Source organism: Sphingobium sp. EM0848 (assembly GCF_013375555.1).
Lineage (GTDB): Bacteria > Pseudomonadota > Alphaproteobacteria > Sphingomonadales > Sphingomonadaceae > Sphingobium.
The window spans coordinates 1,247,683-1,261,856 of the sequence record NZ_JABXWB010000001.1 but is presented as its reverse complement, the minus strand read 5'-3'; the positions used below and the strand labels follow the sequence as shown (position 1 = coordinate 1,261,856).

At 63.4% G+C, this 14,174-nt stretch carries 13 protein-coding genes; 5 read left to right on the top strand and 8 right to left on the bottom strand.

The window, feature by feature from the left end:
• Positions 1-40: 40 nt before the first annotated feature.
• Both HUK73_RS05975 and HUK73_RS05970 read left to right on the top strand, forming a co-directional pair.
• Positions 41-1,213: a carboxynorspermidine decarboxylase gene (locus HUK73_RS05975; protein ID WP_176591076.1), complete on the top strand. Its 1,173-nt coding sequence runs from the start codon at positions 41-43 to the stop codon at positions 1,211-1,213.
• 149 nt (positions 1,214-1,362) lie between these two features.
• On the top strand, positions 1,363-2,568 hold the full coding sequence (locus HUK73_RS05970; protein WP_176591075.1) for a type III PLP-dependent enzyme: 1,206 nt from the start codon (positions 1,363-1,365) through the stop codon (positions 2,566-2,568).
• Positions 2,569-2,641: 73 nt separating this feature from the next.
• Here HUK73_RS05970 and HUK73_RS05965 read toward each other — a convergent pair whose 3' ends face one another.
• The 7 genes from HUK73_RS05965 to HUK73_RS05935 are packed head-to-tail and all read right to left on the bottom strand — an operon-like array spanning position 2,642 to position 10,460.
• Positions 2,642-3,847 (bottom strand): class I SAM-dependent RNA methyltransferase, encoded by a 1,206-nt coding sequence (locus HUK73_RS05965; protein ID WP_176591074.1) that lies wholly within the window; start codon positions 3,845-3,847, stop codon positions 2,642-2,644.
• On the bottom strand, positions 3,844-5,235 hold the full coding sequence (locus HUK73_RS05960) for an NAD(P)H-hydrate dehydratase (protein WP_176591073.1): 1,392 nt from the start codon (positions 5,233-5,235) through the stop codon (positions 3,844-3,846). The genes HUK73_RS05965 and HUK73_RS05960 overlap by 4 nt, the downstream gene beginning before the upstream one ends.
• Entirely contained in the window at positions 5,232-5,576 is a 345-nt protein-coding gene (locus HUK73_RS05955) for a hypothetical protein (protein ID WP_176591072.1), read from the bottom strand. Before HUK73_RS05955 ends, HUK73_RS05960 begins: the two co-directional genes overlap by 4 nt.
• A complete protein-coding gene (locus HUK73_RS05950; protein WP_176591071.1) occupies positions 5,573-6,289 on the bottom strand; it encodes an N-formylglutamate amidohydrolase in 717 nt (238 codons plus the stop codon). Before HUK73_RS05950 ends, HUK73_RS05955 begins: the two co-directional genes overlap by 4 nt.
• Positions 6,286-7,179 (bottom strand): 4-(cytidine 5'-diphospho)-2-C-methyl-D-erythritol kinase, encoded by an 894-nt coding sequence (locus HUK73_RS05945; protein WP_176591070.1) that lies wholly within the window; start codon positions 7,177-7,179, stop codon positions 6,286-6,288. The genes HUK73_RS05950 and HUK73_RS05945 overlap by 4 nt, the downstream gene beginning before the upstream one ends.
• A complete protein-coding gene (locus HUK73_RS05940; RefSeq protein ID WP_176592839.1) occupies positions 7,166-8,788 on the bottom strand; it encodes a tetratricopeptide repeat protein in 1,623 nt (540 codons plus the stop codon). Before HUK73_RS05940 ends, HUK73_RS05945 begins: the two co-directional genes overlap by 14 nt.
• Before the next feature lie 19 nt (positions 8,789-8,807).
• The gene (locus HUK73_RS05935; RefSeq protein WP_176591069.1) at positions 8,808-10,460 is read right to left on the bottom strand and encodes an electron transfer flavoprotein-ubiquinone oxidoreductase; all 1,653 of its coding nucleotides are present in this window, start codon (positions 10,458-10,460) and stop codon (positions 8,808-8,810) included.
• A 127-nt stretch (positions 10,461-10,587) separates the two neighbouring features.
• On the opposite strand from HUK73_RS05935, the gene HUK73_RS05930 reads away from it, so the two are divergent.
• The 3 genes from HUK73_RS05930 to moaB are packed head-to-tail and all read left to right on the top strand — an operon-like array spanning position 10,588 to position 13,615.
• Positions 10,588-11,301, top strand: coding sequence for a uracil-DNA glycosylase family protein (locus tag HUK73_RS05930; protein ID WP_176591068.1), 714 nt, complete (start codon positions 10,588-10,590; stop codon positions 11,299-11,301).
• Positions 11,298-13,088, top strand: coding sequence for a lytic transglycosylase domain-containing protein (locus tag HUK73_RS05925; protein ID WP_176591067.1), 1,791 nt, complete (start codon positions 11,298-11,300; stop codon positions 13,086-13,088). The genes HUK73_RS05930 and HUK73_RS05925 overlap by 4 nt, the downstream gene beginning before the upstream one ends.
• Positions 13,088-13,615: a molybdenum cofactor biosynthesis protein B gene (moaB, locus tag HUK73_RS05920; RefSeq protein WP_176591066.1), complete on the top strand. Its 528-nt coding sequence runs from the start codon at positions 13,088-13,090 to the stop codon at positions 13,613-13,615. The genes HUK73_RS05925 and moaB overlap by 1 nt, the downstream gene beginning before the upstream one ends.
• 10 nt (positions 13,616-13,625) lie before the next feature.
• On the opposite strand, the gene HUK73_RS05915 is transcribed toward moaB, so the two are convergent.
• Positions 13,626-14,135 (bottom strand): YbjN domain-containing protein, encoded by a 510-nt coding sequence (locus HUK73_RS05915; protein WP_176591065.1) that lies wholly within the window; start codon positions 14,133-14,135, stop codon positions 13,626-13,628.
• Positions 14,136-14,174: the final 39 nt, after the last annotated feature.

Sequence of the window (14,174 nt, the reverse complement as noted above, 5' to 3'; positions counted from 1 at the left end):
GAGATAGATTCCCGCCTTCGCGGGAATGACGAGAAGCACCATGGAAACCAAAGCTGGCGATCCCGCCGCCTTCGCGCATTTCGACCTGAACCGCGTCCCTTCGCCCGCCTTCGTGGTGGACGAGGCCGCGGTGCGCCGCAACTTGAGCGTCCTGGCTGACATCCGCGACCGTGCGGGCATCAAGGTGCTGGGCGCGCTCAAGGCTTTCTCCATGTGGTCGCTGGGCGGAGTCGTCGCGGAATATCTGGACGGCGTCTGCGCTTCGGGCATCTACGAAGCCCGGCTCGGGCGCGAGGAATATGGCGGCGAGGTCGCCACCTATTGCGCCGCCTACAAACCCGAAGACCTGGCCGAGATTCTCAAAATCTCCGACCATGTCATCTTCAACAGCCCCGGCCAGATCGCGCGCATGAAGCCCGTCATCGAAGCTGCCCGCGCTGAGGGCCGCGCCTTCGACATCGGCTTGCGCATCAACCCGCTCCACGCGGAAGGCGAAGTCCCCAAATATGACCCGTCGCAACCGCACAGCCGCCTCGGCTTCCCGATCGATCAACTTCGCGCCGAACATCTGGAGGGCGTCGACGGCCTTCACGTCCACAATCTCTGCGAGCAGGATTTTCTGCCGCTCCAGCGGACCTGGGCTGCGATTGAATCGCGAGTCATGCTGCATGTCGGCGGACTGAAATGGCTGAACTTTGGCGGTGGCCATCACGTCACCCGCGCCGACTATCAGATCGACGACCTCATCGCCTTCCTCAAACGGATCAAGGCGGAAACCGGGCTGGAACTCTACATCGAGCCGGGTGAGGCCATGGCGCTCGATGCGGGCATCCTGATCGGCGAAATCCTCGACGTCATTGATAACGGCATGCCGGTGGCGATCACCGATATCTCGGCCACATGTCACATGCCCGACGTCATTGAGGCCCCCTATCGTCCCGCCATGCTTCACGAGGAAGGCGAAGGCAAACCGACTCGACTCGGTGGCCCCTCCTGCCTCGCAGGCGACATCATCGGCGATTATCGAGTCCCCGGTGGCGCGACTCCGGGACGGCGGATCGCCTTCCTCGATCAGGCGCATTATTCGATGGTAAAGACCAACACATTCAATGGCGTGCCCCTGCCCGCCATCTGGCTGTGGAACTCCAAAACCGACGAACTCAAGCAAATCCGCCAGTTTTCCTACGAAGATTTCAAGTCCCGTCTTTCCTGACGCACGTTTCGTAGCCGGCCGCGCAACAAAATTTACACATGCGCTTTACAGGGGGGGATGGGGGGCATATACGGGCCCTCCGCTGCCCCATGGGACTTCCACCGCAAGGCAGCTTGAATGCCCACAAACTACACTGGAGGTCCCTTGAGTTGCACAAGCATCATAGCGCGCTGGGGGTAGCGACCACCCTCACACCGGCAGCACCGGTAACGCTGATTCGTCCCCAGGCTGCGGCCCGGGCCGCCCGATTCTTCTCTGAGAAGTTTCCGGGGCGCTCGCTCTATGCGGTCAAGGCGAATCCGTCTCCTGATCTGATCCGTACGCTGTTCGCGTCGGGCATCACGCATTTCGACGTGGCGTCCATCGCGGAAGTGCGTCTGGTCGCGGAAACGCTGGCCAATGCCGAACAGGGTCAGGCGAAGCTCTGCTTCATGCACCCGGTCAAGGCCGAGGAAGCGATCGCGGAGGCTTACCATGTCCATGGCGTGCGTACCTTCTCGCTCGATACGCTCGACGAGCTGGCCAAGATCATGCGCGCCACGAACGATGCGACCGACCTTGAGCTTTGCGTGCGGCTGCGCGTGTCCTCCGAACATTCGGAACTCAGCCTCGCATCCAAATTCGGCGCTGAACTGGGCGAGACCCGCGAACTGCTGATGGCGACCCGTCAGGCGGCCGATGCGCTCGGCATCTGCTTCCATGTCGGCAGCCAGGCGATGAGCCCTCAGGCCTATAGCGACGCTATCGAACGCGTTCGCGCTGCAATCGTCGATGCGGCGGTCACGGTCGACATCATCGATGTCGGTGGCGGCTTCCCGTCCATTTATCCGGGCATGGAGCCGGTTGCGCTCGAAAATTATTTCGACGCGATCCATCGCGGCTTCGAAAGCCTGCCGGTCAGCTACTCGTCGGAACTGTGGTGCGAACCCGGCCGCGCGCTGTCGGCGGAGTATAGCTCGGTCGTTGTACGCGTGGAGCGCCGTCGCGGCACGGAACTTTACATCAACGACGGGGCCTATGGCGCGCTGTTCGACGCGGCGCATATCGGCTGGCGTTTCCCCGTGGCTTTGCTGCGCGAGGAAGAGAGCGAGGCGGAGCTGACCGGCTTCTCCTTCTACGGCCCCACCTGCGACGACATGGACCATATGGTCGGCCCCTTCATGCTTCCCGAGGACGTGAAGCCCGGCGACTATATCGAGATCGGCATGCTCGGCGCCTATGGCGCGGCGATGCGCACCGGTTTCAACGGCTTCACGTCGGAAACCATCGTCGAAGTCGAGGATGAACCGATGGCCAGCCTCTATATCGACGCCGTGCCCGTTCGTCGTAGCGCAACTGTCATCAAGCTGGGTTAGAGGCACAGCCCTCCCCTTGGGAGAGGATGCAAGATCCCTCGCCGCAATCCCATGCGGCGGGGGATTAATCTTTTCAGCGCCGGAAGATCCCAACCAGTTCCACATGGGTCGACCAACGGAACTGTCCGACCGGTCGCACGCTTTCCAGCCGATAACCGCCGCCGATCAGATGCGCCGCATCACGCGCAAAGCTGGCTGGATTGCAGGAGACATAGGCGACCAGTGGAACGGCAGAAGCTGCGATTTGCATCACCTGCTCCCTCGCACCCGCCCGGGGCGGATCGATGACGACGGCGGCGAAGCGATTCAGTTCCGCCGGTGTCAGCGGACGGCGGAACAGATCCCGATGATCCGCCACAAACCGCCGCTGTGCGCGATTGGAGGCCGTTTTGAGCGACAGCACCAGATCGCGCGCCGCTTCGGCCGCATAGACGGGATGGTCCTGCCCCAGCACCAGCGCAAAGGTGCCAAGCCCGCAAAAGAGATCGGCCACCACGCCCTGCGCCGGCAGTGCATCACGGACTGTCCCCACCAGCGCCGCTTCTCCGTCGGGCGTCGCCTGAAGGAAAGCGAATGGCGGAAAGGCCACCGGCACGCCGCCGAAGCTGACCGTCACGGGTTCCGGTTCCCAACGCGTCTGCGCTCCATCCCCCTCATCGATGGTCAGCCGGGCCAGCGCATGGTCCTGCGCGAAAGCCAGCAAGGCTTCATCGGCGGCCAGTCCCTCGACCTTTACGCCTTCCAGCAGCAGATCGACACCCTGGTCCGTCAGTGACATACGCACATGCGCCGCCCGTCGATCAGGCAGGATCGCGCCGCAGAGCCCACGCAACGGCTCCAGCAGCGCGAACAACCGGGGATCGAGAATCTCGCACATGGAGAGGTCGATCAGCGCATGGCTCCCCGCCTCCGCGAAGCCGATGACAACCTTCCGCCCCTGCCTGCTCGCCCGCAGCGAAGCGCGTCGCCGCGTGCGTGGCGGCGAGATGTGCGGCGGCAGCACGGTGTCGGCGGTCACCCCTTGCCCGGCCAGCGCCCCGACAACCCGCGCCGTCACGAAATCGGCGTAGCTGCCCTCATCGACATGCTGCAACTCACATCCGCCACAGGCCGGAAAATGTCGGCAGGGTGGATCGACATGATGCGGTCCACGCAGGACGGTTCCGTCAGCCGCAATGCGGTCGCCCGGAGCGGTTAGCGGAATATGGCGGCCATGGGCGGTCATGCCATCGCCTTTTGCGGCGATGCGGACGATGATGTCGATATCGGTGTCAGTCACAGGCGAGAGGCGATAGCCGCTGGCAACTCCACAAGCAAATCATCCGCGACAAAAGCTGCCCCGGCCCTTCGCGCAGCCTCCCCGTGGAGCCACAGCGCCTCGCATGCGGCGCGGAACCCGTCCCCCGTCACGGCCAGCCGTCCCGCCACCAGGCCCGCCAATACATCGCCGGTTCCGGCCGTGGAGAGCCAGGCCGAACTGCCTGACGCAATCATGGCGCGGCCATCGGGCGCGGCAATGATGCTGTCGCTGCCCTTGTAGATCAGGATCGCGTCGGCCCGTCTGGCGGCCTCCAGCGCGCGGTCGATCTTGCTGCCCGGTAAATCTCCGAACAAACGGACGAATTCGCCCTCATGTGGTGTCAGGATCGCACCAGGCGGAATGGTGTTGGTTCCTTTGTCCGCCAACAGGGACAGGGCGTCGGCATCCAGAACCAGCGCGTGCCCGCTCTTCATCGCGGCTTCCAGCCTGTCAGGCGCATCCCCATCGCGGCCCAATCCCGGCCCGACGAGAACGGCCTTGATCCTGTCGTCTCCGAGCAGCCGCGCGACATCCGCAGCGCTGTCGGCCCGTTGCGTGACGATTGCATGGGGATCGCCGCCCAAATCCCAAGCCAGACGACGGACCATCCCCGCACCTGAACATGCGGCGGCATGGCTGGCAAGCAGACCGGCTCCCGCCATGACTCCCCCGATCACCGCGACGAGGCCGCGGCTATATTTATGATCCGAAGGCTGCGGAGCCAAGAGATGCGGCGCCGAAAGTTGATGGATCATCGCGCCCGACACATTGATGCCAATCTCTGCGCAGACCAGTCTTTGCCAACAGGCGGCGGACGGTTGGAGCAGGTGGGCAGGCTTTAACGCCCCTAACGCAATGCAGACGCCAAAAGTCGGGACAGCAGACAGCAATATGCCTCCGTCAGTGTCGACACCGCTTGGCAGGTCGACCGCATAGCTGAAGCTCGCCTGCGCGGTCAGCGCGCAAAGCCTGTCGGCCAAGCCGGGCTCCAGCCCTCGTGACAGTCCCGTGCCAAACAGGGCATCGACGATCTGCGTCGCCGGTGGGGCGCTGAAAACATCTTCTATCGGCCCCGCCCAGTTCGCCCGCGCCTTCAGGCTCGACGGCGTGCGGCTTTCACCCAGCGCCGCGACCCGAACGGGCACGCCCCGCGCCCGCAGCAGCCGTGCGATCACGAAGCCGTCGCCGCCATTATTGCCCGGACCGCAAAGGACCAATAAGTCCCTCTTTGCCCCCGCCCGCCAGATGAACTCTGCCGCCGCCGCGCCCGCGCGCTCCATCAACTCATATTCGGGAACGCCCGTCGCAAAGACCGCCTGTTCGGCTGCCCGCATCTGTCCGACGGTCAGGACTGCTTCTTTCGTCATTTCAACGCCTCGTTAAATCGTAAGGGCAGGCGATAGCGATCCTCACCGATGCTGAGTTCGATCCTGTTGCCGTCTATCTTGCGGCTGCTCGATTCCTCCGACCCGTCGGCGGGCATCAGGGCATGGCCGCGCTGGATGATCCGAAAGCGGCGAAACCCCCCATCGACATGGCGAACGGTCAAAAGGGCGCCATTGCGTTCGACCGGGCAATGGCCGGTCCAGTCAGCGCCGACCCCAATGGCGCATTCGATGCTTTGTGGAGCGGCGTCGGAGCCGGCATGCCCGCCGCATCCCAGAAGTGGCAGGCAGAGCAATCCACTCCGAAGCGTCCGCTTCCTCATGCCAGCCGACTACGGCATTCCAGCACTATGGGTTCCAATATTCGGGCGAAACGGGCCTGGCCTTCGGCATTGCCGACCAGATCCTGCCGCATTTCTATGCCGAGATAGGGGATGCCATTGTCTTCGGCATGGCGGTTCATCGTGGCGTTCAGCAACTTGCCCGAATAAGGTAGCTGATCCCCAACCTTCAGCCCGGCTTCCTCCAGCAAGGGAATGGCAATGCGGGCCGCCCTGTCATCCTCATTATAAAGGATGCCGATGTCCCAGGGGCGCTGCTGATCGGGATCGCTGGCCAGCCGGGGCGTGAAACTGTGGACCGACAGGATGAAGGGCGATCCCATATCGTCCAGCCGCCGCCCGATCTGGTGATGATAGGGATGGTGGAAGCGGATCATCCGCTCGGCAAAATCGGCATGGCGATTGCCGGGAATGGCATGGCCATCGCTCATCACGGGCAGCAGGCCGGGCGCGTCATCTTCCCGGTTGAGGTCGATCACAAGACGGGAAACGCCACCCAATATCGCGGTGCAGCCCAATTGCCGGGCCAGGAGCGTGCTGACCTCCGCCACGCCGATATCGATCGCGATATGATCGTGGAGCAATGCCGGATCGATGCCAAGATCGACATCCGCCGGGACATGGGCAGAGGCATGATCGGCAATGATCAATATGTCGAGATCGCCGCCGACAATTTGGGTGAAAGCCTCGCTCATGCCGTCCTGATCCTCGTTTCCGCGACCCACCAATGGGCGTGTTCCGCCCGCAGCAAAGCTCCCGCTGCCGCCAGATGCCGATCCGTTTCGAACAGCGCGAAACAGGTCGCACCCGATCCCGACATGCGCGCCATCTTCACTCCTTCGCAGGAACGCAGGGCGGTCAGCACATCGGCGATCGCAGGAGCCGCCTCTATCGCTGGCGGTTCCAGATCATTGCGTCCCTCGCCCATGATCTGCGCCAGGCTGGCAGCATTTAGTGGCCCGCGATCGACCTGATCCCACGCCCCGAAAATCCGCGCCGTCGAAACTCCTACGCCCGGATTGACCAGCAACATCGGCGTTCCGGGGAGACCCTCCACTGCCTGCTGCTGCAACACCTCACCCCGACCGCGCACCATTTGCGTCACGCTCGCGATGCAGGCGGGCACATCCGACCCCAGCGACAGGGCGATCTGCGCCAGCGCCTCCGGTGCGATGTCGACATTCCACAACCGCACCAGCAGCCGCAGCGCAGCTGCCGCATCGGCCGAACCGCCGCCTATGCCCGATGCCACGGGCAAGTTCTTCTTCAATAGCAACGCCGCGCCGCGCTCCTCGCCCATATGAGCCTGTAGCGCGTGCGCGGCCTTCATCACCAGATTGTCCGGCCCGGCATCCAGCGCACCGGCAAAAGGGCCCTCAATGCACAGGCTGACCATGGCATCGGACCGAGGGCGGGCAGACAGCAGGTCCCCTGTTTCGGCAAAAACGAATAGGCTTTCCAGTGTGTGATAACCATCGGCCCGCCTTTCGCGGACATGCAGAGCCAGGTTCACTTTGGCAAAGGCTGTCTCGACCAATTCCAGAGTCGACAGCGCAGGCGTCGTTCCCGCGTCAACGTGCGGCATATTCCGGTTTCATTCCTTCTTTCGCCTTGGCAGCAAGCCGGTCCGCAGCCTCCCCTTCGGCAAAGACGGCAGCCGCCCGCCAGGCATAGCGTGCCTCATAGCGTCGCCCGGCGGACCAAAGTGCATCGCCCAGATGTTCGTTGATCGTCACATCGGCTGGCGCCCCCGCTGCCGCGCGTTCCAGCATCGGCACCGCCGCGTCCAGATTGCCGGTCACAAATTGCGCCCAGCCGAGCGAATCGGTGATCGATGCATCATCCGGCTTCAGCGCACTGGCCCGTTTCAACAGATCGAGCGCAGCGGTCATATTCTGCCGCCGCTCGATCTGCGCGTAGCCGAGATAGTTGAGGACAGCAGGCTCATCGGGCGCGATCCGGGCCGCCCGCTCCAGCACGGCCCGCGCTTCGGTCCAGCGTGCGCCTTGCTCCAGAGCGCTCCCCTCGAACAGCAGGAGCATCCAGGGAGCGGCATTTTCCGGGTAGCGCGCCTGTGCCGCCCGGAAGGCGTCCGCTGCGCCGGCATAATCCTTTTCGTCCGCCAGCAGCCGACCGAGTTGTACATGACGCTCCGCTTCGGCATCGGGTGCGGCGGCCAGTGCGCGCGCCAACGCGATCGCCTCGCCTCGCCTGTTCGATGCCGCCAGAGCCTCGACCAGTTCCTCCTGTCCGAGTGCGCCGTACCAGCCGGCAGGCGCGATCCTGCGCGCTTCGTCCACGCCATATTCGGCATGTCCCGCGCGCGTCAGCAGATTGGCCGCGATCAGATGAACGGCGGGTCCATCCGGGTCCGCAAAACCGGCGATGCGTGCGAGCCTGATGCCAAGCGTTCCCGTGCTGCCGTCTGTCGCAATATCGGCGCCGAGCCGCGCGACGAGGCGCGCAAAACCCTGAGCCGGCGTCAACGGCTTGCCCCATTGGGAAAGCGACTTGCCACGAGTGATGTCCGCCCTCGCCTGCGCCAGATCGGCTTCCCGTGCCGGCAACAGATCGAGCGCCTGCGTCCTTGCGCCGCGCGCCGCCAATTGTCCTGCGAAGAGCAGGCGCATTTCCGCCGCCTCTCCGATCCGCAGGGCCAGGGCGCGATTGATCGCCGACTGGCCGGTTTCCAGATCACCCTTGCCAAGGGCCTGCAAGGCCAGATGTTCGTCGGCATAGCGTCTGGCGAGCGAGGCGAAGCGGTCGTTGTGGTCGATCGCAGGCGGCGCATGACGCCCCTCCCCGACCGAAATCCAGCTACGGATGATCGGCGCGAGAAAGGCGAAATTTCCTTCCTCGACGAGCCGGTCGACCAGGCGTCGCGCTGACGGCCAGTCCTTGCGTCCGAGAGCATCGCCGATCTGAAGCAGCGTGCCGTCGCGCGGTAATTGCCCGTCGCTTTCCAATATGGCGGCGGATTTGAGCGCCAGCAGCCTGTCGCCGCTGATCAGCGCCTGAAAATAGGAGCGTCGGGCCACGGCCAGACTGGCGGGATCCTGTCCCAGCGCCTGGCGATAGCTGCTGAGCGCAACGCCGGAAGCGCCTTCGCCATCGGCCAGGCGCCCCCGCATATAGGCATGCAAAGCGCTCGCAGGATCGAGCGATGCGCCCGCCGCAGCGGGCAGCATCAGCATCATTGCGGCAAATAGACGCCTACATGTTGGGATAGTTCGGCCCTCCACCGCCTTCGGGCACGACCCAGTTGATATTCTGGGTCGGGTCCTTGATGTCGCACGTCTTGCAGTGGACGCAGTTCTGCGCATTGATCTGGAAGCGGGGATTGCCCTCGTCCAGCCCGACCACCTCATAGACGCCTGCCGGACAATAACGCTGCGCCGGCTCGTCATAAAGGGGCAGGTTGTAGCTGATGGGGATCGACGGGTCCTTGAGCTGCAGGTGAACCGGCTGGTCCTCCTCATGATTGGTGTTCGACAGGAACACCGAGGACAGACGGTCGAAGCTGATCACGCCGTCGGGCTTGGGATAGTCGATTTTCCTGGCGTGGTCCTTGCGGGCGAGCTTCTCGCAATCGGGCTTGTGCTTCATCGTGAAGGGCAGGCCGATCTTCAGCGTGCGCATCCACATGTCGATACCCGCCAGCATCGTGCCGATGGTGTTGCCGAACTTGGCCAGCAGCGGCTCGGCATTCTTGACCAGCTGGAGTTCGGTCGCGATCCAGCTCGACCGCAGCGTCGGCTCATAATCGGCCAGCACATCGCTCGAACGGTCCGCCTGGATCGCGGCGAACGCGGATTCGGCGGCCAGCATGCCGGACTTCATCGCGGTATGCGTGCCCTTGATGCGCGGCACGTTGACGAAGCCCGCCGAGCAACCGATCAGAGCGCCGCCGGGGAAGGCAAGCTTGGGGATCGACTGCCAGCCGCCTTCGTTGATCGCGCGCGCACCATAGGAAACGCGGCGCCCGCCTTCGAGATATTTCCGGATTTCCGGGTGCTGCTTCCAGCGCTGGAATTCCTCGAACGGGTAGAGATAGGGGTTGCTGTAGCCAAGGCCGACCACGAAGCCCAAGGCCACCTGGCCATTGGCCTGATGGTAGAGGAAACCGCCGCCATAGGCATCGGTCAGCGGCCAGCCCTGGGTGTGGATGACCAGACCAGGCTTGTGCTTGGCGGGATCGATGTCCCACAATTCCTTCATGCCGATACCGTAGACCTGCGGCTCGCAGTCCGCATCGAGCGCGAACTGGCGCTTCAGGATCTTGGTCAGGTGGCCGCGCGCGCCTTCGGCGAAGAAGGTGTAGCGAGCGTGCAGTTCAAGGCCCGGCTGATAATCGGGCTTGCGATTGCCTTCGCGGTCGATGCCCATGTCGCCGGTCGCGACGCCCTTCACCGAACCATCCTCATTGTAGAGGATTTCCGCTGCGGCAAAGCCGGGGAAGATTTCGACGCCCAGCCCTTCGGCCTGCTCCGCCAGCCAGCGGCAGAGATTGCCCAGCGATCCGGTATAGGTGCCCTTATTGTGCATCCAGCCCGGCGTCATGATGTGCGGCATGGCCATCTTGCCGCCCTTGGTCAGGAACCAGTGCTGGTTGTCCGTGACGGGCACTTCCGCCATCGGGCAGCCCATGTCGCGCCATTCGGGAAACAGCTCATCCAGCGCCTTGGGATCGACGACCGCGCCCGACAATATGTGCGCGCCGATTTCCGACCCCTTTTCCAGTACGCACACCGACAATTCCTGGCCCGCATCGTTCGCCAGCTGCTTTAGCCGGATCGCAGAGGACAGCCCCGCCGGTCCCCCGCCGACGATGACGATGTCATAGGGCATCGAATCCCGTTCGCTCATATTCCCTCCATTTTGCGGGCGCCGTCGGTTCCCTCTCCGATCTGGTCGCCGCATGTCCCAAACGTTTTGCCATCAAAGGCGATGAAGATTCTTGACCACGGCGTCAACCTCTGGCCCAAGACAATTGATGCGGGGATCATTGCAGAAAAATACGGCGGACCTTGCCGATGCCTATCTGGCGTGGTGGAATCTGGCCGGCGTGGATTGCGCGATCGGTGAAACGCCGACCAATTGGCTGCGCCCGGCTCCAGCGCCGGTTCAGGCATCTCCTGCCGCGACTGAAACCCTGCCCCCGCTTCGCCCGCAAAGCTTCGACGCGTTCCTTGCCTGGCTTGCCGAAGATGCCGCCCAGCCCGAGCGTCGCTGGCCCGGAACGCCGATTCTTCCCACGGGACCGGCGCAGGCACCATTGATGGTCGTCACTGACATGCCCGATCCGGCCGATATGAGTGCAGGGCGACTGCTGGCGGACAAGGCCGGACAGTTGTTCGACGCCATGCTGCGCGCCATCGGCCTCGCCCGGGCGGATATCCATCTCGCATCGCTTTTCTTCTCACGCCCGCCGGGCGGCATGGTCGAGGCTTCGGATCTGACGATGGCTGCAGCGCGCATGCGCACACATGTGATGCTTGCCGCACCGCAGCGGCTGTTGCTGCTAGGCGATCGCACGATCCGCACGCTGATGCCGCAGGATGAGCATCGTTTACCAATTTTTAACCATGATGGCGGCACTATGCCCGCCTTTGCCACATTTCATCCGCGCCTGCTGCTCGGTCAGCCTGCGGCAAAGTCGGAATGTTGGCGTATATTGCAGAGTCTGTTTGAGGAAATGCCCCAGTGATTCGCGCCGTCACCCGCTCGTCCCGTCTGGCTATGGCCGCCGCAGCCGCTTTGGCCGCCATGCCCGCACATGCCGATACGGCCGTTTCAGCGCCAGCTTTTTCCAAAGCCCCACCGGCCGCGCCGTTGCAGTTGAGCGATGCTGACAAGGTCCGTTACAATGCCATTTTCGCGGCTCTGCGGGACCAGAAATGGACCGATGCGAAGGCAATGACCCTGGCCCTGGACGCTCAGGATGCCATACGTCCTGTCGCCCTTGCCGAACTTTATCTCGCGAAGAATTCGCCGCGGGTCGAATTGTTCGAACTGCTCGACCTCATCAACAAAGCGCCCTGGCTCGATAAGGCGGACCAGCTTTCCCGCCTCGCGCAGAAGCGTGGCGCGACGATATTGCCGACCCTGCCGCAGATCCAGAAAATGGTCTGGCTGGGCAGTGCGCCGCGCCGCGAATATGTGCCCGCGGTCAAAACAGACACTCTCGCGCAGGCGCTGGTCGGACAGATCCAGCCCTTCATCAAGAATGACGACCCCGCCGGCGCGGAAGCGCTGCTGGCAACGGGCGAAGCGGGGCTAACCCCGGAAGGCCTGACAGAAGTGCGTCAGCGCGTTGCCTGGGCCTATTATATCGAAAGCGATGACGCCAACGCCCGCCGCATGGCTGCCAAGGCTCTGGAAGGTCGAAACGGCGGCGATTGGGCGGTTCAGGCTCATTGGACCACCGGCCTTGCGGCCTGGCGGCAGAATGATTGCCGCGCTGCTGCCCCCGCCTTCGGCAACGTCGCAGCGCTGGCGGGCAATGCGGATATGCGGGCGGCGGGAGCTTATTGGGCGGCCCGCGCCTATATGGTCTGCGGCGAGCCTGAAAAGGTTCAGAATCTGCTGAAGACGGCCGCCCGGTCGGACGAAAGTTTCTATGGCCTGCTGGCGCGCGAGACGCTCGCGCTGCCGCTGGGCGGCGCGCCGGTCGCGGCCCGTTTCGGGTCTGTCGAATGGCAGCAGCTCAAGGACAGCCCCAATGTGCGCGCGGCGATTTCTCTGGTGGCAATCGGTGAAAATGGCCGGGCCGATCAATTGCTCCGCTATCAGGCGCGGATCGGCGGCACCGGGCAATATGATGCTCTGCTCCGTCTTTCAAGTGCGCTGAACCTGCCGGAAACGCAGCTCTGGCTCGCGCATAACGGGCCGGCGGGCAAGCAGCCGGCAAGTTTCGCCCGCTTCCCCGCGCCTGATTGGCGGCCCGATGGCGGCTGGCGCGTCGATCCCGCGCTGATCTATGCGCATACCCTCCAAGAATCGGGTTTCCGCCGCGATGTCGTGAGCAGCGCGGGAGCGCGCGGGCTGATGCAGGTCCTGCCCAGCACCGGCAATCTCATGGGTCTTTCCTCTTCCGATCAGCTATTCGTGCCATCGACCAATATGGAATATGGCCAGCGCTATCTGGAAAATCTGCGTGACATGAGCGCAACCGGCGGGCTGCTGCCCAAGGTGATGGCGGCTTATAATGCCGGACCGCTGCCGGTCGAACGCTGGAACAGCGAAGTGAAGGACAATGGCGATCCGCTGCTCTTCATCGAATCGCTGCCCTATTATGAAACCCGCGCCTATGTGAACATCGTGATGCGCAATTACTGGATGTATCAGATTCAGGCGAAGGGTAGCGCGGATTCGCTGGCCGGCATGGCGCAGGGCCTGTGGCCGACCTTCCCCGGCGCCAAGGGCACCCGTCTGGTGCGTCTGACGCCGAAGATGTCGATGGCAGGCGCGAGTATCGCGGGCGGCTCCGACTGATGCCCATCGACGAAAGCCGGACCTTCCTGCCGGTTCGGATCGCGCTTCTCACCATTTCCGATAGTCGTACCGCTGAGGATGATCGCTCAGGCGACATATTGGCGGAGCGGATCACCGCTGCTGGCCATCTTCTGGCTGCCCGTTATATCGAGCGGGACGAGCGGGCCGCTATCGTCGCCCGGCTCCACGCCTGGATCGACGATCCGCAGATCGACTGCATCATCACGACGGGCGGCACCGGGGTCACAGGACGCGATGTGACGCCTGAGGCACTCGCCCAGGTGCAGGACAAGGAAATACCGGGCTTTGGCGAACTGTTCCGCTGGCTGAGCTATCAGACCATCGGCACGTCCACCATCCAGTCGCGCGCCACTGCCTGCGTTGCGCGTGGAACCTATATCTTCGCCCTGCCCGGATCGACCGGCGCGGTGAAGGATGCATGGGACGGGATTCTCGCCAGCCAACTCGACAGCCGATTTCGCCCGTGCAATTTCGTCGAGTTGATGCCGCGCCTGACGGAACGCTGAAGTTGATCCCCTACTTCGCCGGGGCGGGGTTTTCCTTGAAGAACTTCGCGGCCTCGCCCAGCATCACGGCCCACCAGTCGATTACATCGGCGAAATTCTTCTGATTGAGACCGCCCACGGTCGTCACGTCATAGGCCAGCGCCAGCGAATGATCGTCCCAGACGGACATCTGGCTGAAGCGCTTATCCTTGTTCCATTTATTGGCGAGTTCCGGCGTATTGCCGCCATCATCCTCAAAGCTGAGCTGAAATTGCAGGGATCCGCAATTCTTCCCCTGCTCGCATTCGTAAAAGAAGATCGTGAAATCATAGCCGCTGGCCGCGCTCTCGATCTTCGGGTTGCCAGTCGTCTTGCTCTTGCCGAGCGCTGCCTTATAGCCTTCGGCCTGTAAAGCCCGGACTACAGTTTGCGGGTCATTGGCGCAGACAAGACCCGGTCCACAGGGATCACTGTCGGCCGCCTGGCCCGATGTCGTCATGAAGGCTGCCCACAGCGCTGCGGCGATTGCTGTCTTCTTCATTCAACCCTCTGAATTTGCTGCAACCCTGTTGACCGGAGC

Excerpts from the sequence above, each read along its gene's own strand:
- HUK73_RS05975 (WP_176591076.1), top strand. The coding sequence starts at position 41 with ATGGAAACCAAAGCTGGCGATCCCGCCGCCTTCGCGCATTTCGACCTG.
- HUK73_RS05960 (WP_176591073.1), bottom strand. The coding sequence starts at position 5,235 with ATGACGAAAGAAGCAGTCCTGACCGTCGGACAGATGCGGGCAGCCGAA.
- HUK73_RS05955 (WP_176591072.1), bottom strand. The coding sequence starts at position 5,576 with ATGAGGAAGCGGACGCTTCGGAGTGGATTGCTCTGCCTGCCACTTCTG.
- HUK73_RS05950 (WP_176591071.1), bottom strand. The coding sequence starts at position 6,289 with ATGAGCGAGGCTTTCACCCAAATTGTCGGCGGCGATCTCGACATATTG.
- HUK73_RS05945 (WP_176591070.1), bottom strand. The coding sequence starts at position 7,179 with ATGCCGCACGTTGACGCGGGAACGACGCCTGCGCTGTCGACTCTGGAA.
- HUK73_RS05940 (WP_176592839.1), bottom strand. The coding sequence starts at position 8,788 with ATGCTGATGCTGCCCGCTGCGGCGGGCGCATCGCTCGATCCTGCGAGC.
- HUK73_RS05935 (WP_176591069.1), bottom strand. The coding sequence starts at position 10,460 with ATGAGCGAACGGGATTCGATGCCCTATGACATCGTCATCGTCGGCGGG.
- HUK73_RS05930 (WP_176591068.1), top strand. The coding sequence starts at position 10,588 with ATGCGGGGATCATTGCAGAAAAATACGGCGGACCTTGCCGATGCCTAT.
- moaB (WP_176591066.1), top strand. The coding sequence starts at position 13,088 with ATGCCCATCGACGAAAGCCGGACCTTCCTGCCGGTTCGGATCGCGCTT.
- HUK73_RS05915 (WP_176591065.1), bottom strand. The coding sequence starts at position 14,135 with ATGAAGAAGACAGCAATCGCCGCAGCGCTGTGGGCAGCCTTCATGACG.